Below are 22,342 nucleotides of genomic sequence, written 5' to 3'. Positions count from 1 at the left end.
TTAGAACTGGGGCAGAAACTGGTTTAGTTTACGGATCGGCTTCAGCCACAGGGTGAAAAAATAGGGCCGGAGACCGTTCATCTTCCAGGCCTGTCGGTCTTCCTGGTTGGCCCGCAGCCGGTTTTTGAAGGTCGCATTGGAAACGCCCCCCGCCCGCATCGCCACCAGGACCTCCGGCAGATATGCCAGCCTGATCCTGTTCTTGTGAATGAACCGCAGTAGCAGTTCGTAGTCGGAGGAACTGCGCAGTTCCAGCGAATAGCCGCCGTACCGTTCGTACACCGAGCGACGGATGAAACAGGTCGGATGGGGGGGCATCCAGCCCCAGAGGAACGTTCCCTCCCGGTATTCACCGACCTGCCAGTGGCGGATGACCTTGTCGGTCCGGTCGCGGTCGACATAGATCAGGTCTCCGTAGACGCCGTCGCAGCCGGTTTTCCGAAACCGTTCGACGACCTTTTCGACCACCTGGTCGGTCCGGTAAAAATCGTCGGCGTTCAGGTAGGCGATGATGTCGCCGGTCGCCATGTGCATGCCCTTGTTCATGGCGTCGTACAGCCCCCGGTCCTTTTCGGAGACGAAGCGGTTGATGCGGTCCCCATACGAGCGGACGATCTCGACGGTTTGGTCGGTCGACCGGCCGTCCACGACGATGTACTCGATATCCCGATAGGTCTGGGCCAGCACCGAGTCGATGGTGGACCGGATCGTGTCGGCTCCGTTAAATACGACGGTTATGATGGTTACTTTCACTCCTTGATCTCACGTTTTTTTATCCAGACGGCCGGGTTGCCCTGGTAAATGCCATAGGCTTCCAGATGCCGCGTCGCCACCGACCCGACGGCCAGCATGGCGTGGGAGTGGCAGGTGATGCCCGGGCAGACGACGGCCTGCGCGCCGATCCAGACCCCGTTTTCGAGGTGAATGGATTTGACGATCAGGTCGAACGCCCGACGGCGGTAGTTGTGATTTCCGGTCAGGAGCATGGCCCCCTGCGACAGGCAGGCATGATCCCCGATGACGACCTCGGTCAGGTTGTCGATCCAGACGTTCTCGCCGATCCAGACGTACTGCCCTACCCGCAGGAACCACGGGTATTTGATGTTGACCCCCGGTTTGATTACCGTGCCCCGCCCGATCCGTGCCCCGAACAGCTTCAGCACCGCCACCCGCACCGGGCTGGGGATCGGCAGGTGGTTGTACACCACCAGCGGGCTGACGACGAACCACAGGAAGCGTTTCCAGCCCGGCCCCGGTTTGTACCACTCATTGTTGTACGCCGACAGGTCCGTGCTGCCCTGGACGGCGGGCCTGGAGGTCTTTTCCATATTCAGTGCGGAAAAAGTCAATAATCGCCTGTTTGTCCCGGCCGGCCCGGTGATACACCTCATACAGCTTGGCATCGACCAGAAAGCGATACCACAAGCCCTGCAGGAAGTGCCACACCAGCCCCTGGCGTCCGTCCAGAAAACCCAGCCGGACCACGAAACGGTACAGAAAATACAGGATCGGCCGGGTGAACAGCGGCAGCGAGGCATACCGGATTTTCAGATACCGCTTGCGCTGCTCCTGGGTTCCGAAAAACTTCGGCTCCACCCGTTCCGACTCGTCAAAGTTATAGCGAATGTTCAAAATATCGATGACTTCCCGGATCGCATACAAATTATGTTTTTGCGTCCACCACGTTAAATTATTCAGATTATGGTCGACGATGTCATGCCCGAACCGGGTCGGTTCCCCCTGCGAGAGCTTGATGTGTTCGTCCATCCAGGTTTCCTCACAGATGCCCTGTCCGTTCCGCCATAGCCGCAGCAGCCAGATCGGGTAATAGGCTCCGTGCCGGATCCAGCGGTTCATGAACATCACCCGTCGCTTCACGTACACCCCACTGACGGATTGGGGCAGACCCGCCAGCCGCGACCGGATTTCGGCGGCCAGTTCGGGCGTTACGTATTCGTCGGCGTCCATCCGCATCAGCCAGTCGGAGTTGAAGGGCGTATGCCGGATGCCGTAGTTGAACTGGGTGGCGTAGTTGACCCAGGGGTTCTGGACCACCACCGCGCCCATCGAGCGGGCTACCTCCACGGTATTGTCGGTGGAAAAGCTGTCCACGATAAAAATCTGGTCGGTAAATTCCTGAAGGCTGGCGATGCACCGGCCAATGTGTTTTTCTTCGTTGTTCGTCAGTATGATGACCGATACGGTACTCATGCGCGCAGAGGTTCAATACGTTGGGCGGAGCGTTCGACCAGCTTGCCGTACTCCTGCAATAAACGTTCCGAGACGATGCTGATGTCGTACCGGGTTTCGACCAGCCGGCGGGCGTTCCGGCTCAGGGTTTCGGCATAGGCGGGGTCGTGCAGCACCTGTTCGATGCCTTCGCGGACGGCATCCGGCTTGAGGTCGGTGAGGCAGGCGGCTTGGGTCCGGCCCACTTCCCGCCCCAGCCCGACCCGGTCCGAAACGACCGTCGGCACCCCCGCGGCCATCGCTTCCAGAACGGCCATCGACAACCCTTCGGAGTAGGAGGGCAGCACGAACGCGTCGGCGTCGGCGAAGGCGTTGAGCTTGGTTTCCCCCGTCACCATGCCGGCTAGAAGAATTTGCCGGTCGAGTCCGTTCTCCCGGATAAAAGCCTGGGTCTGGGCAAGATAGCCATCGTCCGACCCGGCCAGCACCAGCACCGCATCGTCGTGGCGGGCGCAGTAGTCGCGGAAGGCGGGCAGCAGGAGATCGAGCCCTTTTTTGCTGTTGATGCGGCTCATGAACAGCACTAATTTTTTGTCGTCGGGCAGGCCGAGTTGTTCCCGGAACTTGCCGCCCGGGGGCAGCCCGCTGAAGTCCTGAACCCGGATACCGTTGGGAATCAGTACAATTCGGGGATGCGGGCGGCCCAGATACCGCTCTACGTCCTGGCGTTCGTCTTCGTTCAGAATATGAATCAGATCGGCCCGCATGACCAGTTTCTTCTGGATCAGGGCATCGACGAGGTTTTTCTTCCAGGCACTCTGCTTCCGCGCCCAGGCGTCCAGTACGCCGTGGATGGTCAGCACTTTCGGAACCCTGTGGTCGAGCAGGAACGGGGTGACGCTGGCAAAATGCCAGAGCCCGTGGCAGTGGATGATGTCGTATTCACCGGCGTGTTTCCGGAGATAATGGTACAGATCGAGCGAAACCTCCCGAAAGAAGCGGCTGATCCATTCGTTGCGCCGACAGGCGATGACGCGGCTTCCGGCCGGGGCCGGGTAGAGTTCGTCGCCTTCCGACATCGGGCTGAGAATATCGACCTGATGCCCCTGCGAGACGGCATACTGCGTATGGTCGTAGATCATCCGGGCAGGGCCTCCGATAGCCCAGGTGTAAGCGCAAATGTGCAGAATCCGCATACAGACAGTGAAATAACTACCTCCCAACCACTTTCACAAATCCCGCCAGCATTTCGGCCGCGGCCTTTTCGGGCGTATAGGAACCGATGATCTGCCCGGAAGCCCGGCCCATGGCCGGAAGGTCGGCTTGCCCGCTCATGATCCGCTCCAGAGACCGGCTCAGAACTTCCGGCTGTTCCGGATCGAACGTATAGCCGTTGACTCCGTCCCGGACCAGATCCTGAGCGCAGCCGCAGCGGTCGGAAACCAGCACCGGCATCCCGCAGACCATTGCTTCGTTGACCACCAGCCCCCAGGGCTCCGACCGGCTGGGCAGCACCAGTACGTCGGCCAGGGCCAGCCGCTCCGGCACACGGTACCAGGGCAGGCCGGGCAGAAAGTGAACGGCGTCCGACAGGTTCAGCGACTCCGCCTGCGCCTGAAGGGCGGTTTTTTCGGGGCCTTCGCCCAGCAGCAGCAGCCCCCATTGCCGGCCCTGAGCGACTTCCTGCCGGGTGCGGGCAAAGGCTTCCAGGAAAAAGGATAGATTTTTCTCGGGGGCCAGACGGCCCACATAGATAAAATTACAGGGTTTCAGGTTCAGATTTTGCTGAACGGCCGTCCGTTCCGGAACCGCCTGATCGAAAGCCTTCCGCAGAGTCCGGTTGTCCACCACGGCATTTTTTCGGACCAGAATCTGCTCCGGACGGGCTCCCAGCTGCATCAGGTAGTCGGCCTGCGGGGTGCCGAAGCAGAAGAACCCGTGGCTCAGGCCGATGATCCGCCGTTTGATCCACTCCTTCAGCGGGCTGCGGACCTGGTCGACGGGCGTGGATTCGTTCTGGATGACCACCCGGATTCCCTTCGCGCGGGCCAGCAGGAGCAGCGCCAGCTGTGCCGGGTCGTAATAGCCGGTCAGGTTGATGACGTCCGGCCGGTAGGCGAGCATCCGGCCGATCAGCGCCCGCGTCTTGGCGAGCGTACCGACCTCCTCGATGTTGGTGTCGAACAGCAGCTCATGGCTGTAGCTTTCGTTCAGCCGCTCCGGTTTGCCCAGCCCCGCCCGTGACCGTTCGCTTCGCGCGATCTGCAGCACATGAACCTGACAGCCGAAATCCGGTGCCTGCCGGGCCAGTTCGCTGAACACGGTTGATTTATAGTGTGCCCACAGCGTATTGTGAACAATCAGTATCTTCATAAAAACTTGAGTTCAACCCGGTTAAACCGTCTGTATGTCAACGGTTTCGGGGTTGTTACTCAGGAGGTTGAAAGGGCCGGCTGCCGGTAGAGCAGGTTAGACGGAAACTGGTGACTGATGCCCATGAACCGGATCATCAGGCAGAAAGGATGCCAGAACGAAATCTCATACGGGCGGCCGTTGGTGAACAACTGCACAAACAGCATGATGTAGAAATAGGCCAGGAAAATCGACAGCTGATCGGAGTTTTCCTTCATCGCCCGCAAGGAGTAGAACAGCACCGAAAAGCAGAAGGCCGAGAAGGTGACGAACCCGAGAACGCCGTGGTTGATCAGGGCCTCCATGATCGGCACGTCGAGGTAGGCCGATTTGTAGCCCTGCCCCGTCAGCAGGACGTGCTGGTGCCCCCGGATGATGTTCTGAAGGTACATAAAGCTGGTCGCCCGGTTCCCGGCCGAAGCATCAAAGGCCGCGGCCTGGTTCTGGATTTTCAGTCCCAGCAGGGCGTAGACGTTTTCCATGTTCCGCTCGATGAAGGCCACGAAATACCCGTACAGGATGGCAATCAGGTCCCCGTTCCTTCGCATGAAATAGGAAATGCCCAGAAAGGCGATGAAGAAAAGCACCAGCGAGGCCGGCCGGAACAGCCCCCGCACGGCGGCTTTGACCTGACGGGGCCGGAGGTTGAACATACAGAACAGCCCCATGATGATGATGAGGGCCACGACGCTCGAACGCGTCTGGGTCATGACCAGAATCCCGATGCTGAACACGCAGGAAAACAGCGCAATGAGTCGGGCCAGAAAGCCGGTTTTGGAATCGAACGCCCAGATGCCGCAGGCCACCACGCCCATCAGCGCATTTCGGGCAAAGACGTGCGGGTTACCGGATCGGTACTCGCCCTCCCCGAACTGGATGGCGGCCCGCTGGCCGATGTTCCAGGTCGGGTCGGTCAGCAGGGCGTAGACGAGGGCGATGTTGGAGACGATGGTGAAGGCTACCGTGATCGGGATGAACACCTCGATGATGTCGTTGGGAATGTTGATCAGCAGGAACAGGAACAGCACCACGTAGAGGTAATAAATGGCGTCGGTGGTCGTGTCCGTGAACCAGCGGTCGCGGTAAAAGGCCATGTAGAAAATGATCACCGCGAAGAACATCAGGGCCAGTTTCAGCAGGCCGGTGTTCAGCCGGTAAATCTTCCGCAGGAAGTGGAACGGCACCATCAGCAGGAAGCCCAGGGCCATAAAGGCCGCCGTAAAGGCCGTGCTGCCCGGCGCCAGCATCAGGGTTTCCTTGAAGAAGAAGACCAGCGGGTAGCCGTCGATCACCATCAGCATGCCGACAACGTACCGCATCAGGTTCAGCCTGCGCCACGAGAAAAATTCGAGTATCGACGATAGGGACAACATAACACTTAGGTGCGGTTAAGGCGATGCCAGATATAGGAAAATTCACCGCGCAGAACAAAATGACTGAGTTTCCGGGCTTTGCAATAGCGCTTCCAGAAGCCTTCGCCCATCGACGACTTCAGCTGCGGCCGATACCGGTCCTGGATGGCCTGATGCTCCCGCCGGCCGACTTCCGCGATGGTCGAGGATTTGGCCTGGGCCTGAATCCGGAAGGCGCCCCAGAAGTCCTCGACCAGCCGGCAGCGGATTCCGGGCTGAAGGCCGTAGCGCGTCGCAATCTCATAATCGAACGCAAACCGGTACTGCTCATCGAAATAGCCGAAGCGGTCGAGCATGGACCGTTTGAAGAAAAACGCCTGGTTGAAAATCTGCATCCCTTCAAACAACTGGCATTCAGCACAGAAAGGCAGCACGCGCATATTTTCGGTAATAACGTCCGCTTCGTCGATGATGTACATGTGACCGTAAAAAACGTCGTCGTCCGGATGTTTCCGCACGGCCTCGGCCACGGCCTGAAAGGCGCCCGGGGCAAAGGTGTCGTCGGAGTTCTGGAAACCGACGAGGTCGCCCGTCGCCCGGCGAAAGCCTTTGTTGATGGCGTCTACCTGCCCCTTGTCCTTCTCGCTGACCCACCCGGCCAGATACCGTTCATACTTCCGGATGATCTCGACGCTGCCGTCGGTCGAACCACCGTCCATGATGAAATATTCGAGATTCGGATAATTCTGGTTCAGGACACTCAGGATGGTCCGTTCCAAGTAGTCGGCCTGGTTGTAGGAGGGAGTCACCACCGACAGCTTCGGCCAGGAGGACGCTCCCTTTCCGGCCCCGGCCGGTCGTCGGTCGATGCGGTCGGTCGTTACGAAATCACGCAGGGAGCCCAGGTTGGTCGGCATGGAATTAGTACAAACGATTACAGTAGGTTACGGTATACGTCGAGGGTTTCCTGCGCCATTTTCCCGCAGGAAAACCGCTTCAGCCGCTCGGTGCCTTTGGCCCGCAGGCCGTTCCGGAGCGCTTCGTCGCCGACCACCTGTTCGACGGCCTGGGCGATGGATTCCGGCTGTTCGGGGTCGAAATAGACTGCGGCCTCCCCGGCCACCTCCGGAAACGAACTCCGTTCGCTCAGGATCACCGGACAGCCGCAGCTGTAAGCTTCCAGGATAGGCAGCCCGAACCCCTCGTTGAGCGAAGGATAGACGAATGCCAGCGCTTTGGAATACAGGTAACACAGCGCCCCGTCGCTCGCCTGGCTGAAATGAACCCGATCCGACAGACGGGCCGCTTCAAACATTTCCTTTTCGTCGGGATGGAACGGCCCACCGCCCGCACAGACCAGGTGCAGGTCCGGGTGGCGCTTCAGCACCGGCCGGATGGCCTGGAAAAAGGCGTTGAAATTCTTATACAGCGGCCGTTTGCCGACGTAGAGCAGAAACGGACCCGGCGTTTTGACCGGAACGGCCTTCGGCAGCTGATCGCTGAACGGTGTACCGTGGTGGACCACCGTAATCCTGGCCGGGTCGACGTCGAAGTAATTCAGGATTTCTTCCTTCGTAAACTCCGAGACGGCGATGATCCGGTCCGCGCGGGGAACGAGGGCCTTCTTCACCTCGAACAGATGCGCTCCGACGTCGGGATAGATTTTACCGTACCGTTCGCTGGTCGCATCGTGAAAAGTGAGCACGAAGGGCTTGCTCCCCAGATGGTTAAGAAAATATTTGTGGTAATAGGTCGGATGAAAAATATCGAACTGCCCCGCCTTCAGACGCTGAATGCTGTACATCCGGTTGACCAGCGAGGCCACCCGGTTGGCGTTCATGCTGTGGGCGAAGCTTTTGAAGGTGATATGGCGCCGGAAGGACGCCTTCTCCAGATACTCGTTGTTCGAGAGCTGAAGCGAAAGCTCGAACGTAACGTCGTCCCGCTGCTCGAAAGCCCGCATCAACTCGTAGAAATACCGGGTCACCCCCCCGTAGGCCATTCCTGAAAACGATTGATGGTCGTACAGAACCTTGATTTCGCCGATGATGGTATCCGGCCGGGTTTCCTTTAACAGCATTCGTTAGCCGAAGCGATTGTATTTTTTGAATAAAACCGGGTAAATATAGCGAAAAGTCTTGTCTTCAACGGTGATTTGTTGGATTTCTTAATGAATGGTTCCGAATTCTGCGGCTTGTGGGGAAAGATCATGCTTCAAACCTTCCTGGGTACGTCCACGGTCTCGATAAAACGCACGGTTTCCCGGAGGCTTTCGACCACATTTCTGCGCCATCCGACGAGGGGAGGAACGAACGGCTGCCGTCCGTAAGCCGGCTCGATTCCGCTCAAAACCACCTCTCCCGTCCGGTCGAAGGGCCGGATCCGGTTCCGGTAAGCCTCCAGCAGCGTCCGGACCACCGGGTGCCGCCCCGGTCGGCTGCGGTTCTGGGCCTGGAGGTAGCCCTCCTGATCCACGATGCCCTTGAAATTGAAAAAAGCGGGCGAGAAGCCGGCCCCCTGAAACCGTTCGTGCAGGTTCCACAGGCCGACGTGCCAGCTTCGGTCCTTCACGATTTCCACCCCGTCGAACAGGCCCGGCACCAGCGCCAGCCAGATCTGGTCGGTACAGAGCGCGTCGCAGAATCGGATGAACGCCCGTTCGGGAACCCTTTCACTCCACCAGTCGAGGAAACGGCCGGCCTCTGCCGTCCGGCGCAGGGCCAGAAAACCGGAGCTGTACAGGCCGATGTTCTGGAAATATTTCTCGTCGGGATAAAACCGGTCGACGGGCGGTTCAAGCAGGTGGGGCGTCAGCAGGAGGGAGGCCCCGCCGTACCGCCCGGAGAGGTCATCCAGCGGTCGGTAAAGCAGGACCGAGGGGTCCAGATACACCAGCCGTTCGGCCTCCGGACCCTTTTGCCACTGATTCCTGATAAACAGGGGTTTGACGGCGGCCGAGAACTCCGCCGGGGTATACTGCGCCGAAAGCCGGTTCAGGTCGGTGAGGTTCAGGATTTCCGGATGAATCAACGGGTAAGGACACCGGAAGCCGGCGGGCAGGTGGCTCGGGTCGTCGGCCAGCCCGATGGTGAACGGCTCACCGGGATGATGTTGCTGCAAGCTTTCCCCCAGCGTCAGGGCCTGCGGGAGTTGACGGATCGTACAGACGGTGTGAAACAGGATCATGTCGAGTGCTTATTCCAGTAAATCGCCGAAAGCCGCCAGAAACGGTGCATACCGGTTGGCCTCCTGGTCGACGTAGCGTTGGTAATTGCCGGCGAACCACTCCTTCAGGACCGGCCCGATGCGGCTCAGGCGGCCTGCCGGGAGCGTACTTCGGCGGGTGTAGTGGGCCAGCCGGCGCTCCATCTGCTCCATGCCGGGCGTCGAATCCGGGAAGCGCTGCCGGAGAAGATCGTACAGCTTCCGCACCTCCTCGCGTTTTTTTACAAGCGGTTCGAGCTTCTCGCTGCGGGGCCGCGAGAGCCGTTTCTTCAGCCCGACGGGCGGCCCGGCTTCGGGCGGGCGGGTGCCGACCTGCTGCTTTTCGTGGGTTCGATACAGCACCAGCGGTTTTTCGTAAAAGCCGATCCGTCCGCCGGCCGCCCCGACCAGCCCCAGCCAGCCGTCGTAGATGTAGTTCGGCAGTTCCGGAATCGGCAGGATCTGCGGCACGATGGCCCGGCGCAGGGCCGACGCGCAGCCCATCACGCGGTTGCCGTCGAGCAGCACTTCCATGGCTTCTCCCTTCCGCCACTTTGCCCGGATGGGTTCGGTGAACCGGACGGTATCCCAGAAAAATTTGCCGGTATCGTTCAGGTGTTCGTCGGCGATCCGGGCGTTGCTGAACACCAGATCGGTTTCGGGATGCCGGACGAGGTAATCGGTCAGGCTTTGAATTTTTTCGGGAATCCAGAAGTCGTCCTGGTCACAGATGAACAGGATGTCGCCGGTGCAGAGCGACAGGGCCTTTTCAAAATTCTTGTTGTAACCAAGCCGTTCCGGGTTCCGGATAATGCGGACCCCGAAAGGGGCTTCGGCGGCAAATCGTTCCAGAATCTCCAGCGTCCGGTCGGTGGAAAGGTCGTCGCAGACCACCAATTCGTCGGGCCGGCGGGTCTGGTCGAGGATGCTCTTCAGCTGGGTTTCGAGGTAGGTTTCCCCGAAATAGGTGCAGAGGGCGACGGAAACGGTCGGGCGGTTCGGTTCAGATGGTGTAGCCATACGCTGCAAAGATAGGTCGCCAGTAGTCGGTTCCGTGGATGTTCCAGGCGTGGCAGCCGAACGGCAGCCGGCCCTGGTTGTAGGTCTGGATGGCCCGTTCGGGGTAAAATTCCACCGAAAACCGCATGGCCGTCCGGAAGTCGGGCACCTTCAGCAGGGGCAGATACCGGTTGACCTCGATACCCCAGAAAACGTCTTCGTTGTACTGGTGGGCGTGGATTTTCTCGTAATTGGCGATTTTCCGCTGAAAAAACCGAATCCAGTGAAGCAGGGACGGAATCCTGCGGAGCGAAAAGCCGCCGTTGCCCACCCCGTTCAGGGAGGTGATCTCCCGGGGCGTCACGCCGTCGTCCTTTTTCAGGTCCAGCCAGAGGGCAATCCGTTTCTTGAGGTTAAAAACCGCTTCGTCGCGCCAGCCGGTGAAATCGCGGTCGCGGAGCCAGGGGGCCCCGACGTATTCGTAACCGCGCCGGCACCATTCCGTCAGTTCATCCCGGAACACGAAGGCGTCGAGCTGATAGATGAGCATATACTCGAATTCCGGAAAGGCCCGGTAAAACTCCTCCGACAGCATCAGCCGGTTATAGGTCTGCACGTTCCTGAAATAGGCATCGTCGAACTCCCGGACCTGAAGCCGGGGGTGCGGGGTGGTCAGGTAGGAGACATCCAGCGAACGCGGTTTGATCAGAAGGATGGGGTAATGGCCCAGCACTTTCAGGCACTGGTCGAAAGAAATCTGTTCATAGGCCGACAGCGACTTCTGGTAGACCGGTATGGCGACGCAGGCCAGCTGCCGTTTTTCATTCAACTTGCTCATTGATTCAAACCGATGGGACGACGGAGGGAGGGGTTACCGGTTTTCAAAGGCCGAAATTAGTTTATTGAGTGGAGATTTCAGCGCTTTCCGGACGCTCTGGTAATACAGCACCTTCGGCGGTTTGATGTAATAGCACGGATACCGGCGATACGTCTCGTTCAGGTTGTCGATCAGTCGCTGGTGATAGAGCCGGAAGAGAGGCACGATGTCCGGGCGGTCGGGAAACGTGTAGCGGTTCTGGTATTTCGACACCTCCTCCGGCTTGTGGACACCATAGCCGCTGTAATGAAAGAACTGAAGGTCATACGAGTCGTTGACCACCCAGCGGCCGTCCTTTTCCGAAAACGTGCGCTCGTGCAGGTTCCAGTAGGCCGCGTTGTAGCCGGGATGCTTCTCGATCCAGACCCGGTCGTAATAAATCGGTGCGAAATTGACCCAGTGCTGGTCCACGAAAAGGCCGTTGCAAAGGTCGATGCGGCATTCGTGAACGAGCCGTTTTTTCCACCACTGCACGAACCGGTTCGATTCTTCGGACTTCCGCAGGCCGATGAACCCCAGGTTATAGGTCCCGGTGTTCAGGTGGTTCAGTTCATTCGGGATCAGGCCGTCGTCGATGGGGCGGCAGATATGGGGCGTAAGCACCAGGTTATACTCGCCCAGATGATTTTTTAGCCGGGTAAGAGGCTGGTAGACAATGATATCCGGGTCAAAATAGATGACCTCGGCGGCCTCGGGTTCGTTCCGGAAGAAATAGTCGATGTAAAAGGGCTTGACGGCCGTGTTCAGCTCCGTGATGTCGTACCGGTCGCACATGCCGGCAAAATCTTCGATCTCGATCCGGTCCACTTCCAGCATCGGGTAGGCCGGAATCAGTTCGGGCGGCAGGGCGGCCGCGTCCAGCTTATCGACCAGCCCGATCACATACTTCCAGTCCGGGTTGGTTTGCCGCAGGGAGTCGCCCAGCGTGCGGGCCTGGGCCAGGTAATTGATCGAACAAATGGTGAAGGCTAAGGTCATGCGGCTGATTTGGAATAGGAAAAATACCGTTTCAGATCGTTGAACGGCTTCTCGATGAGGTACCACGACAGGGTGGCGATGAGCAGGAGAAGCACGAAGCTGATCAGGCGGTGGATGCCGGGCGAGTCGAGCGAAACCGGCGAGAAACGACTCAGAAAGCTCAATACCGGGGGGGTCAGATGGCTCGAAACCACCATGTGGTAGACGTAGATGCCGTAGCTGATCCGGCCCATGTAGACCAGCGCCGGGTGGGTCATGAACCGCCCTGCCGGCCCTTTGAAGCCGAAAGAGGCATGGACCACGAAATACAGCGACAGCACCGACAGGAGGGTCCGCTGAAATACCTTGAAAAAGCTGGTGTAGGGCAGGCTGACCAGATAGAGGAACGCAACGAAGGCGAGCAGGGTGGCCCAGAGCAGCCGTTTCCGGAACAACGGCATGGTTTCGGGCTGCTCGACCACCGTATGGCTCCAGAGAGCGCCGATACCGAAGGCATCGAGGCAGGTGGGGGTCAGCACGCCGTGAAAATTGCCGTTCAGCGCCCACAGCACCCGGGAAGTTACGCCCAGAAGGATGGTCACGATGATGACGTTTCGGAGCATCGGCCGGGGGGTCATCAGCACCACCGTCGGCCAGACGAGGTAAAACTGTTCTTCGGCCGAGAGCGTCCAGAAAGGGGAGAGCATGTCGGCCCAGTTGCCGGTCTGATGGAGCAGAAGGTTATAGGCGTAGAGAAAGTAATACGCCGGATACCGGCTGAGGTCCGAGGTCTGGGGTAAAAAGAAATAAATAAAGAGCAGAAACAGGTAGTAGATCGGAAAGATCCGCAGGGCCCGGCGGATGATGAAGTTTTTGTAGACCTCCGACAGGCTGCTGTGGCCCAGAAGCACCTCGTTGCGGTTTTTTATCAGGATCTGGGTAATCAGAAAGCCGCTCAGGACGAAGAACAGCGTGACGCCGATGGAGCCGTTGGGCAGGATGTTGAGCAGGGACGTCTGCGGGAACCAGTGAAAAATCAGCACGAACGATACGGCGAAGGCGCGCAACGCATCGAGCTGGGGCATATGTCCGGGCAATCGGCTAAGTCGCATATCGGCTTGCTGTGGTGGTCTGCTGATCCACGATCGACAGAAACTGGTCCATACTCTGTTCGGAAGAATGGCGTTCGAGCACCTTCCGGCGGAGTTGCCGGCCCATGGTCCGGCGCAGGGTTTCATCGTCGATCAGCTTTCCGATGCTGTCGGCCATGGCCACCGTATCGAGATAGGGAACCACAAAACCGCCGTCTTCCTCCACCAGCTCCGGCGCACCGCCCGCTTTTTCAAAACACACGACGGGGGTCTCGCTCAGAGCCGCTTCCAACGCCACCAGTGGGTAAGGGTCTTCACGCGAACAAAGTGCAAATATATCAAATCGGGACGTGTAGCGGAACACCTCGGGCGTCGGCTCGATCAGCAGCACCTGCGCGGTCAGCCCGGCTTTGCGTAAATCCAGGTGGAGATCTTCGTACAGCGGGCTGCGGGGCATACCCACCCAGACGAAATAGACGGGCCGGTCGGGGTAACGGCTGATGACCTGTTCGGCAATGACGTTGAAGAGGTCGTTGCCCTTCCGCCATTCCGCATTGCCGCAGCCGCCGATTACGACGGCGTCGGCCGGAACGCCGTGCTGCGCCAGTACGTCGGGCAGGGCGCGGGCCTGTTCGATCTTCGCCAGCAGGTTGGGAATGTCGATCAGCTGAAAGGTGCTGATCCGGCCCGGATCGAACCCGTAGGCTTCACTATAATACCGGGCCACGGCTTTGGAAACGGCGATCAGATGCCGGCTCCGGTCGAGGGTAAACCGCAGGTTATCGGGCTGGGTGTACATCCGGACGGCCATTTCCAGCTCGTGCGCGAACAGGACCGCCGGCAGCCCGCTTACCCACGGCGCAATGTCCCGGTAGCCCTTCGAGCAGGTAACGGTATTGATCAGGACGAGGTCCGCCCCGACGGATTTTATTTCTTCTTCGAACGCCTTCCGGCGCTTTTCCTCCTCCCGGCGGTGGAGCCACTGGCCGATCCGGAGCAGGTACAGCACCTTATCGATGCGCCAGCCGAACAGCCGCGTGACGGGCTGGGGGAGTTTGGTGACGCCGGTCAGTTGCCGGTATTCCGGTTCCAGCGGCCCGTCGCCACACAGGAGCAGATGCGTCGGAACCCCGCGTTGCCGGAGCATCCGGAGCATCTGCAGGAGCACGAGCTGGGCTCCGGCGCGGTTGGCGTCATGGCCGATGAACAGTATTTTCTTCAAAGCGTTTTCTCCAAAAGGCAAAACCGGGCCTGCTAATAGATTTTATGGCTCGGCATGGATTTCTTTTCGGCCGGGTTGCCCATATAGACCCCCCACGGCTCGGTCGGCTTGGTGATGGAGGCCGCCATGGCGACGAACGTGCCTTCGGCGATCGTCATGTAGTCCCGGATGGTGCTGTTGACTCCGAAGAAGCAGTAGGACTCGATCACGCAGTGCCCGGACATGACCACGTGCGAGGTAAAGAACACATGGTCTTTGATCTGCCCGTGGTGGCCGATGTGGTTTCCGCTCCAGAGCACGACGTTGTTGCCGATGGTGGTAAACGGCTGGATCGTGTTGTCTTCCAGGATGAAACAGTTCTCACCGATCGGATTGCCGAACAGGGTGGCCTTCGAGCTGACGTAGGAGATGAGTTCGTACCCTTTGGCTTTGGCCTCCCGGTAAATCCGCTCCCGGTTCCGGTTCATGCCCCGGGCGGTCATCGGCGCGAAGAATTTGAATTCCTGCGGGGGGTAAATGGTTTCGACCTCCTCGAAAGCCACCAGCGGAAGCCCCCGGAACTCGGTGTCCTTCAGGAACTCCCGGTTGACGGTAAACGCCACCACCTCGTGCTCCGAATCGTGCGTCAGGTAAAAATGGGCCAGTTCGGCCGTGTCCATGACACCAAAAAGTACTACGCGCGCCATATGGTTAAGTTTTGGAATTGTTGAATGATTGAATGATTGAATGATTGAATTGGCTTCGCAGTGCTGTAAATGGCGGAGCTTACTCAATCATTCAATCATTCATTTATTCAACAATTAAATCGTATTCTTCCAGCATCTTCCGGACCGCATCGACCTCGTTGAACATCAGGATGTCGGCGATCGAGAGCCAGGGGATGAATTCGTTGCTGAACTGCGGATATTCGACCCGCCGGGAGCGGATGAAGAACAGTTCGATGCCCTCGTCGGTAAAGCGCTGCCGGTCATAGATTTCCATGCCGCCGATGGGGTTGATATACCGGTCGGCTTTTTCCTGACGGCAGATGTCCAGAATCCGTTCCTGGCCTTTCAGGGCCTCGTTTTGGTAAATCACCGACGACGGCACGATTTCCGTCCGGATGCCGAGATAGTCGTTCAGGACGGAAAAGCTCTCCCGCACCAGATCGGCGATCGTCCGGGCCTCCAAGTTTACGACTTTTTCCAGCAACGGGTAAACCGTATTATAAAATGGCGCTTTCCGGTACGACTGAGCAAGGGTCTGGAGCAGCTTCGGCCGCCATTTCGGGTCGTCGCCGAGGTCGATGTCCCGGATGCGTTTGTTCTGACTGGCGTCGCGGAGCGGCACCGTAAACAGGTGGTCTTTCCCGTTGACCAGAATGCGGTTGCGATTCACCCATCCCCGGTTGATGTAGGCCACATCGTCGTAGAAAATGAATTTATCGACGGCATTCATCAGTTGCAGGTAACCGATATACGGCAGAAAATACGGCTGCATGATGGCAATGGTCATGTCGGTAGGGGAGGTTCGAAAACCGTCTATTGTTTCAGTTTGCGCAGGTAATAGTCTTCCCCCGGCACGATGAGGTGCTTCATGGTGGTGTCGGTGCCCAGACGAATATCACCCGGTATGGGTTTGATCACATTTTTGGAGAAGAACAGGTAGTCGGCCTCTTTGGGAATCGGCTGGACGCCTTTCTCGAAGGGGTTGATCGGGATGAGCCGGCGGGAAAGATGTTTGCCGTACAGCGGGTACTCGAAGTCGTCGTTGATCGTTCCGAGGGCCACCGTGGCATTTTCCGGCACAATCGTGTCGAACCGTTTGTAGGGCACGTAGCTGTCGGGCCGGAACATCATCTGGAAATACATCCGTTCGGTATTGAAGGCCGAAGGCCGTCCGTAGGCAGGCAGAGGCAGACAGCGTTCATTCAGAAAGACCGTAAACACCGCCGACAGGCAGCCGAGGGCCACCACGATGCCAACATACAGCTTCATGAGCCGCCGGCGCGGTTCCAGCAGGCTAAGGGTCCGGTTGGTAAACAGCAGCGGCAGAAACAGCGACCCGATCAGGCCGGTTTCGATGAAATACCGCCCCTTGAACGGATCGTAGGGGGCGGAGTAGGAGAGGGCCGCAAAGTGCAGGGCGAAGGCGACGGCCAGGAAAAAATGCGCCTGCGACCGCATGACCCCGATCAGACTCAGAAAGACCAGCGGCAGAATCAGCGCAAAACCGATGACGCCCCAGTAGGGGTTGGCGTTGTAAAACTCGAATCGGCGGCTGAACTCGAACGGCACGATGCTGAAGTCGGTTTCCTCATCCAGCCGCAGCCGGGTCACCTCTTCGAGCTTCACCAGCGGCTTCCGCATGGTGATGTTCATGTTCAGGCCCCACTGGGTGTTGCGGAGGCCGTCGAGATTGATGTGATCATAGCCGTAGCGGATGACGTTCCGGGTGCCCTGTTCGAGCAGGTTCCGCAGGGTGCCGGCCCGTTCGACGGACTGGTGCCGCAGGGCCGTCGGCGGACCGATCGGATGACCGAACACTTCGATGTTCTTCAGGTAGCCGGTCGGGAAGGTCCAGAGGCACATGGCGACGACGATGGCCGGCGCCAGATACTTCAGCCGGCTGAACAGGACCGGCAGCCCCGGCGACCGGAAAACCGTGTATACCATCACGACGAAAACGGAAGGCAGCAGCAGCGTAAAGGTAATCTTATGGCCGTAGGCAATTCCGAAGGCCATCCCGGTCAGGTACAGGTAACGAACGTCGCGCGGTTCCCCGGTTTCGGCGTCCTCGCTGACCCGGTAGGCAAACAGGAAGTACAGGACGCAGCCGAGGTAGGCCGTCAGGACGATGTCCGTTTCGGTCGTGATGGACTGCATCAGAAAATCGGGCAGCAGGGCGAAGCACAGGGCCGAGAACAGGCTGGCCGTCAGGTTCCGGCCGATGCGGTGCGTAATGCCGAACACGGCAACGATTCCCATCCAGAACGACAGGTGGTGAATCAGCTTGAAGGCATTTTCGAACCGGCCGGTCATCAGAAACGAGAAGATCTGGATCGTGCAGACGCTCTTGGGGTAGGTGTCCATGTTCCAGTTCGTACCGCCGAAATGCCGCATGCTGCCCCGCTGCATGTACTGCATGACCCGGTTGAGGTGGCCCGTCATGCTGTCCCATTCGTTCGGGACCGTAAACAGCACCAGCAGCAGGTTGGTGAAGGCCACCACGCCGAGGGTCGTCAGCAGGACCGTAAACAGCAGCTTGAAATAGGGCGGGAGGTAGCCGAACCAGTCGACGAAGGTTTCCTTCCGTTCGCGGAGCATCCCGAACACCGGCCAGCGTTCCTGCCGGACCAGCCGTCCGAACAGAAACCGTAAGGCGGTAGCGGTAAGAAAAACGGCCGCCACCCAGGCCCAGACATTCGCCGTCAGGTACAGGGCGGACAGACAGAAGCCGGCGAAGATGACGCTGCCGGTAAACAGAATGAACGATACCAGCAGCCATTCCGTCAGCGACTTTCGGCTGATGCCGGCGGCCGTGTTGCCGATGTATCCGACAAACCCGACGAAAATAAGCAGATAAAAGACCGTCATGACACCTTGTTGACGATTTCACAAACCTGATCGATCACCTCGATTTCCAGGTCCGGGTACATCGGCAGACAGAGCGCCCGCAGGGCGATGTCCTCCGAAACCGGGCAGGATTGCCGTTCTTTCAGGAACGGCAGGGTGTTCAGGGATGGATAGAAATACCGTCTCGGAAATATCTGGACCGCTTCCAGGGCGGCTTTGACTTCCAGGAGTTTGGCTTCGGTCGGGAAGACGATCGGGTAATAGGCGTAGTTGTATTCCACCTCCGGCTGAATCACCGGGCGGCTCAGGCTGGAGAAGTCAAGCTGGGCGTCGTAGAGGCCGAACCGCTGGCGCCGGGCTTCGATCAGGTCCGGCACCCGGGGCAGGTTGCACAGCCCCATGGCGGCATGCAGTTCGGAGTTTTTGGCGTTGATCCCTACGTCGAAATAGTCGTCGAACCGGTGGCCGAAGCTCCGGAAAAGGCCCAGTTTTTCGTACAGCTTCGGGTCGTTGCAGACGATGAGGCCGCCCTCGACGGTATGAAAAACCTTGGTGGCGTGGAAACTACAGGTGCTGATGTCGCCGTAGCTGAGGACCGACTGCCCCTTGTAGCGGGCGCCGAATGCATGGGCGCCGTCGTAAATCACCTTCAGGCCATGTTTCCGGGCCAGCGCGTCGATGGCTTCTATCTGGCAGGGGTTGCCGTAGACGTGGGTCGCCAGGATGGCTTCCGTATTGGGGGTGATCAGGCGTTCGATCTGCTCCGGGTCGATGGTGAAATCGTCCGGCCGGACGTCGGCGAAAACGGGGGTGCAGTTTTCCCACAGGATCGCGTGCGAACTGGCGCAGTAAGAAAACGGCGTGGTAATGATCTCCTTGGTGAGCCCCAGCGCCTTGATGGCCATCTGCAGCACGATAGTGCCGTTGCTGCAGAACAGCAGATGGTCGACGCCGAGGTAAGATTTGATTTGTTTTTCCAGCTCACGGACCAGCGGTCCGTTGTTGGTCAGATGGACGCGTTCCCAGATTCCTTCGAGGTAGTGAACGTATTCGTCGAGTTGCGGCAGGTAGGATTTGGTAACGTTAATCATTCAGAATGTTCTCCTCCATCATTTCAGTATGGAACTCAAGTTGCGGCCGTACATAACCGGGCCATTTGCCGTACCAGGCCACCCCTTCGCGGTAGTCGGCCACGTCAAAGATAAGCCCTTCTTCCATATTGTACAGGGGCGTCACGGTATCTTTTACGATCATCACCGAGACATTATAGGTGCCGTCGTTCAGGAAATGCCCGGGAATCAGGCACTCACCCGAGATCACACCCTTCGCAAACGGCTGCGACTGCGTACCGACGTTGAAGATGCACTCGCCGGTCATGGAATTGAGATGGAGGCTCAGGTTGAGATTGGCCTTGTCCATCATATTCCAGAACTCGAACCGCACCCGGAACGGCGTCCGGACGTCGATGAAGTTCTGATTGTCGCGGTATTCGGGGATCAGCTCGATGCGTTTGATCCGAACCAGGTCGTTGCCGGGGGCCTCCTCGGGGGTAGCCCAGTGCCGGGCGAGCCGGGTTTTAGACACCTTGCTGAGGTAGGAGGAAATTACCTGGTTGGTTTCGCCCTGCTCGATGAGCTGTCCGCGCTCGAAGTAAAGCGTCTTGTTGCAGAGAGCCTGCACGGCGGTCATGTTGTGGCTCACGAAGAGGATGGTTCTTCCGCTGGCCGAAACGTCCCGCATTTTACCGAGACATTTCTTCTGGAATTCGGCGTCACCCACGGCGAGTACCTCGTCGATGATCATGATCTCGGGGTCGAGGTGGGCGGCAATGGCAAAACCGAGCCGGACATACATCCCGGACGAATACCGCTTGACGGGCGTGTCGAGGAACTTCTCGATGCCGCCGAAGTCGACGATCTCGTCGAAATGCCTGCGGATTTCTTCCCGGCTCATGCCCAGGATCGACCCGTTCAGGAAGATGTTTTCGCGGCCGGTCAGTTCGGGATGGAAACCGGTACCCACCTCCAGGAGGCTGGCGATGCGGCCCCGGATGTGGATGCGGCCGCTGGAGGGTTCGGTAATCTTGCTGAGAATCTTCAGAAGGGTGGATTTGCCGGCGCCGTTATGGCCGACGATCCCGATGCGATCGCCCTGTTCGACGGCGAAGCTGACGTCACGCAGCGCCCAGAACTCCTCATGTTCGATACGCTCGGCGTCGGAACTGTTTTTCCCGTTGAACAGTTTCCGGAACTGCTCCACCACCGCGTCCTTAATGCTATTACTGCCCTTTCCTTTCTTGTGGTCAATAATATATCGTTTGCTGATATCTTCTACCGTGATTACTGCCATATGTCTTTTTGTCGCAAACCGGTGGGATACCACACGCTGCCGCATGGTCCCCCGACGGCAATTTTCATGCTAAATATCGTCGACGAAGGTGTTTTCCCGCTTCCGGAAAAAATACACCGAAATGACCAGTACGACGCTGATAATCAACACCGAATATACAATACTGGTTGGATTAAAGAAAGCGTTTTCGCCCAGAAGGGACCAGCGGAAACCGTCGATGATCCCGACCAGGGGGTTGAGAATGTACAGCGGATACCAGGACTCGCCCGCCACCAGCCGGCTGCTGTAAGCGATCGGGCAGGCGTAAAAGCCGACCTGAACCAGGAACGGAATCAGCTGGGCGATGTCGCGGAACCGCACATTCAATACGGCAAAGATAAGACCAAATGCAAACGAAGCCAGCAGGGCCAGCACCATAAAAAGCGGCAGGAACAGGATGTGCCAGTCGGGCCAGAACTGGTACCAGATGGCAATCAGGACGAACAGCCCAAGGGCGATCAGAAAGTCGATGAAACTGACGACGATGGAACTCAGCGGCATGATGAGCCGCGGGAAGTATACTTTTGTGACCAGGTTGGAATTGGCCGTGATGCAGGTGCTGATCTGGGTGAAGGCATTAGCGAAAAAGGTCCAGATGGTAATCCCGGCGAGCACCATCAGCGGGTAGGGAATGCCGGGGTCGCCTTTGAGTTTGGCTACTTTACTGAACACAAACACCATGATGAGCATGGTCGTCAGCGGGCGGATGAGGCTCCAGGAGGTGCCGAGGATGGTCTGTTTGTACCGTACGGAAATGTCGCGCATGGACAGGATGTACAACAGTTCCCGATTTTTCCACAAATCCCGCCAGTAATGTTTTTCCGACCGGCCCGGTTGAATAACCACTTCGTGTGTTTTCACAAAAAATGAGGGGGTGTTACAAATTTAAGAGTTAAAAGCCGTGAGTAACCAATGCCGGGGCAAGTTAACTCATAACTTTTAACTCTTCACGATTCCTTCAAAACTCTGTTAGCTGTGCATGATGCTGAAGTAGGCCTGCCGCAGGAAGACGATGACCAGACCCAGCATGAGGCCCAGAATCAGCCCGGCCTGCATGGCATACGGTTCGTGGGCTTCCTTGTACAGCGGCAGGGCCACCGGCTCGATGATCGTGAACAGCGGTGCCTCTTTGATGAGGGTCATATTGATGTTCTCCACGCTCGACAGGGCCTGGTAATACAGCTGTTGCAGAAACTGCGAGTTGCGGGTCAGCTTAGTCTGGGCCAGCTGGCCTTCCGCCACCACGATCTGCTGGTTCTGATCGATGTACCGGGCCAGGCTGGACTCGTTTTTACCGAGAATCCGGCCCAGTGAGTCGGCCCGGTGAACGAGCAGGTCCTTCATCTCGTGGGTTTTTTTCGTCTGCTTTTCGGTATAGTCCTCCTGAACGGTTTTCAGCAGCGTTTCGACCCAGATCTTGGCCAGCATTTCGGAATGCTGGCCGGTCTGCAGCGTCAGGAAGGACGACTTCCGGTCTTTCTGAACGATGGAGGTTTCGCCCTTGATGCGGTTGAAGACGTCGTCCAAAGCCTGATTTTCCAGCCGGGTGTAGGTGGCGGGGCTCTTGCCGCGCACGAACCGGAAGTTCCGCAGGGTGTCGTTCTTTTCCCACTCGTCGTCCCGAATCCCGCTGTGCTGGATGTAGTAGTTGATCATCAGATCCTTCTGATTGTTGAGGGTATCCACCTCCTTCATCAGCGTCCGGGTAATGATCGGTCGGGAAACGACGTAGTACATGAAGTTTTCGCCCGTGAAGATGTTGGCGTCCGGAGCGCCCCCGCCCAGACCGAACATCCCGGCGATGCCGCCGAGGTCGCCCATACCGCCCTGGCCTGAACCACCGCCTAGGTTGAAGGTGATGAAGGCCGTATAGGTCGGGCGTTTATCCAGGTTCATGTCGACGAAAAAGCCGATCAGACCCCCGATTACCACACAAACGGCTATCAGTTTCCAGCTGCGCATCAGGAGATTCCTGAACACGATCATCCGGTTAATCACTTCCTTCGGCGAAATCTGATCGGGAGGAAGTTCGTTTGACGATTTTTTAGAATCTATGGTTTCCATACGTTTTCAGGTCGCTTGGTGTTGGATGAAGT

At 58.2% G+C, this 22,342-nt stretch carries 21 protein-coding genes; all 21 read right to left on the bottom strand.

Annotation, left to right across the window (positions count from 1 at the left end; all coding sequences use genetic code 11):
- Positions 1-753 carry a glycosyltransferase family 2 protein gene (locus tag DX909_RS10995; RefSeq protein WP_128545223.1) on the bottom strand — a complete coding sequence of 251 codons (753 nt, stop codon included), beginning with the start codon at positions 751-753 and terminating at the stop codon, positions 1-3.
- Positions 750-1,328 carry a WcaF family extracellular polysaccharide biosynthesis acetyltransferase gene (locus DX909_RS10990; RefSeq protein ID WP_128545222.1) on the bottom strand — a complete coding sequence of 193 codons (579 nt, stop codon included), beginning with the start codon at positions 1,326-1,328 and terminating at the stop codon, positions 750-752. Before DX909_RS10990 ends, DX909_RS10995 begins: the two co-directional genes overlap by 4 nt.
- The gene (locus DX909_RS10985) at positions 1,267-2,211 is read right to left on the bottom strand and encodes a glycosyltransferase family 2 protein (RefSeq protein ID WP_128545221.1); all 945 of its coding nucleotides are present in this window, start codon (positions 2,209-2,211) and stop codon (positions 1,267-1,269) included. Before DX909_RS10985 ends, DX909_RS10990 begins: the two co-directional genes overlap by 62 nt.
- The gene (locus tag DX909_RS10980) at positions 2,208-3,386 is read right to left on the bottom strand and encodes a glycosyltransferase (RefSeq protein WP_128545220.1); all 1,179 of its coding nucleotides are present in this window, start codon (positions 3,384-3,386) and stop codon (positions 2,208-2,210) included. Before DX909_RS10980 ends, DX909_RS10985 begins: the two co-directional genes overlap by 4 nt.
- A gap of 16 nt (positions 3,387-3,402) precedes the next feature.
- On the bottom strand, positions 3,403-4,563 hold the full coding sequence (locus tag DX909_RS10975; RefSeq protein ID WP_128545219.1) for a glycosyltransferase family 4 protein: 1,161 nt from the start codon (positions 4,561-4,563) through the stop codon (positions 3,403-3,405).
- Between the two features lie 59 nt (positions 4,564-4,622).
- Complete coding sequence (locus DX909_RS10970; protein ID WP_128545218.1) at positions 4,623-5,975, bottom strand: hypothetical protein; 1,353 nt, start codon at positions 5,973-5,975, stop codon at positions 4,623-4,625.
- Between the two features lie 5 nt (positions 5,976-5,980).
- Positions 5,981-6,871: a glycosyltransferase family 2 protein gene (locus DX909_RS10965; RefSeq protein ID WP_128545217.1), complete on the bottom strand. Its 891-nt coding sequence runs from the start codon at positions 6,869-6,871 to the stop codon at positions 5,981-5,983.
- Positions 6,872-6,888: 17 nt separating this feature from the next.
- On the bottom strand, positions 6,889-8,034 hold the full coding sequence (locus DX909_RS10960; RefSeq protein WP_229311013.1) for a glycosyltransferase family 4 protein: 1,146 nt from the start codon (positions 8,032-8,034) through the stop codon (positions 6,889-6,891).
- 134 nt (positions 8,035-8,168) lie between these two features.
- A complete protein-coding gene (locus DX909_RS10955) occupies positions 8,169-9,140 on the bottom strand; it encodes a hypothetical protein (RefSeq protein WP_128545216.1) in 972 nt (323 codons plus the stop codon).
- A 9-nt stretch (positions 9,141-9,149) separates the two neighbouring features.
- Positions 9,150-10,178, bottom strand: a complete 1,029-nt coding sequence (locus DX909_RS10950) for a glycosyltransferase family 2 protein (protein WP_128545215.1) — start codon at positions 10,176-10,178, stop codon at positions 9,150-9,152.
- A complete protein-coding gene (locus tag DX909_RS10945; RefSeq protein WP_128545214.1) occupies positions 10,162-10,995 on the bottom strand; it encodes a DUF5672 family protein in 834 nt (277 codons plus the stop codon). The genes DX909_RS10950 and DX909_RS10945 overlap by 17 nt, the downstream gene beginning before the upstream one ends.
- 33 nt (positions 10,996-11,028) lie before the next feature.
- Positions 11,029-12,012 carry a glycosyl transferase gene (locus DX909_RS10940; protein WP_128545213.1) on the bottom strand — a complete coding sequence of 328 codons (984 nt, stop codon included), beginning with the start codon at positions 12,010-12,012 and terminating at the stop codon, positions 11,029-11,031.
- Positions 12,009-13,076 carry an acyltransferase family protein gene (locus DX909_RS10935; RefSeq protein ID WP_128545363.1) on the bottom strand — a complete coding sequence of 356 codons (1,068 nt, stop codon included), beginning with the start codon at positions 13,074-13,076 and terminating at the stop codon, positions 12,009-12,011. The genes DX909_RS10940 and DX909_RS10935 overlap by 4 nt, the downstream gene beginning before the upstream one ends.
- Before the next feature lie 16 nt (positions 13,077-13,092).
- Positions 13,093-14,304: a glycosyltransferase family 4 protein gene (locus DX909_RS10930; RefSeq protein ID WP_128545212.1), complete on the bottom strand. Its 1,212-nt coding sequence runs from the start codon at positions 14,302-14,304 to the stop codon at positions 13,093-13,095.
- 32 nt (positions 14,305-14,336) lie between these two features.
- Positions 14,337-14,990 (bottom strand): acetyltransferase, encoded by a 654-nt coding sequence (locus DX909_RS10925; protein WP_128545211.1) that lies wholly within the window; start codon positions 14,988-14,990, stop codon positions 14,337-14,339.
- A gap of 103 nt (positions 14,991-15,093) precedes the next feature.
- Positions 15,094-15,798: a WbqC family protein gene (locus DX909_RS10920; RefSeq protein WP_128545210.1), complete on the bottom strand. Its 705-nt coding sequence runs from the start codon at positions 15,796-15,798 to the stop codon at positions 15,094-15,096.
- 26 nt (positions 15,799-15,824) lie between these two features.
- A complete protein-coding gene (locus tag DX909_RS10915) occupies positions 15,825-17,879 on the bottom strand; it encodes an ArnT family glycosyltransferase (protein ID WP_128545209.1) in 2,055 nt (684 codons plus the stop codon).
- Positions 17,876-18,949: a DegT/DnrJ/EryC1/StrS family aminotransferase gene (locus tag DX909_RS10910; protein ID WP_128545208.1), complete on the bottom strand. Its 1,074-nt coding sequence runs from the start codon at positions 18,947-18,949 to the stop codon at positions 17,876-17,878. The genes DX909_RS10915 and DX909_RS10910 overlap by 4 nt, the downstream gene beginning before the upstream one ends.
- Positions 18,942-20,207: an ABC transporter ATP-binding protein gene (locus DX909_RS10905; protein ID WP_128545207.1), complete on the bottom strand. Its 1,266-nt coding sequence runs from the start codon at positions 20,205-20,207 to the stop codon at positions 18,942-18,944. Before DX909_RS10905 ends, DX909_RS10910 begins: the two co-directional genes overlap by 8 nt.
- Positions 20,208-20,276: 69 nt before the next feature.
- Positions 20,277-21,107 (bottom strand): ABC transporter permease, encoded by an 831-nt coding sequence (locus DX909_RS10900; protein WP_128545206.1) that lies wholly within the window; start codon positions 21,105-21,107, stop codon positions 20,277-20,279.
- Positions 21,108-21,215: 108 nt separating this feature from the next.
- Entirely contained in the window at positions 21,216-22,310 is a 1,095-nt protein-coding gene (locus DX909_RS10895; RefSeq protein WP_128545205.1) for a hypothetical protein, read from the bottom strand.
- Positions 22,311-22,342: the final 32 nt, after the last annotated feature.

The organism is Larkinella soli (assembly GCF_003703975.1).
GTDB classification, from domain to species: Bacteria; Bacteroidota; Bacteroidia; order Cytophagales; family Spirosomataceae; genus Larkinella; species Larkinella soli.
This window is presented reverse-complemented; position numbering and strand designations above follow the sequence as displayed.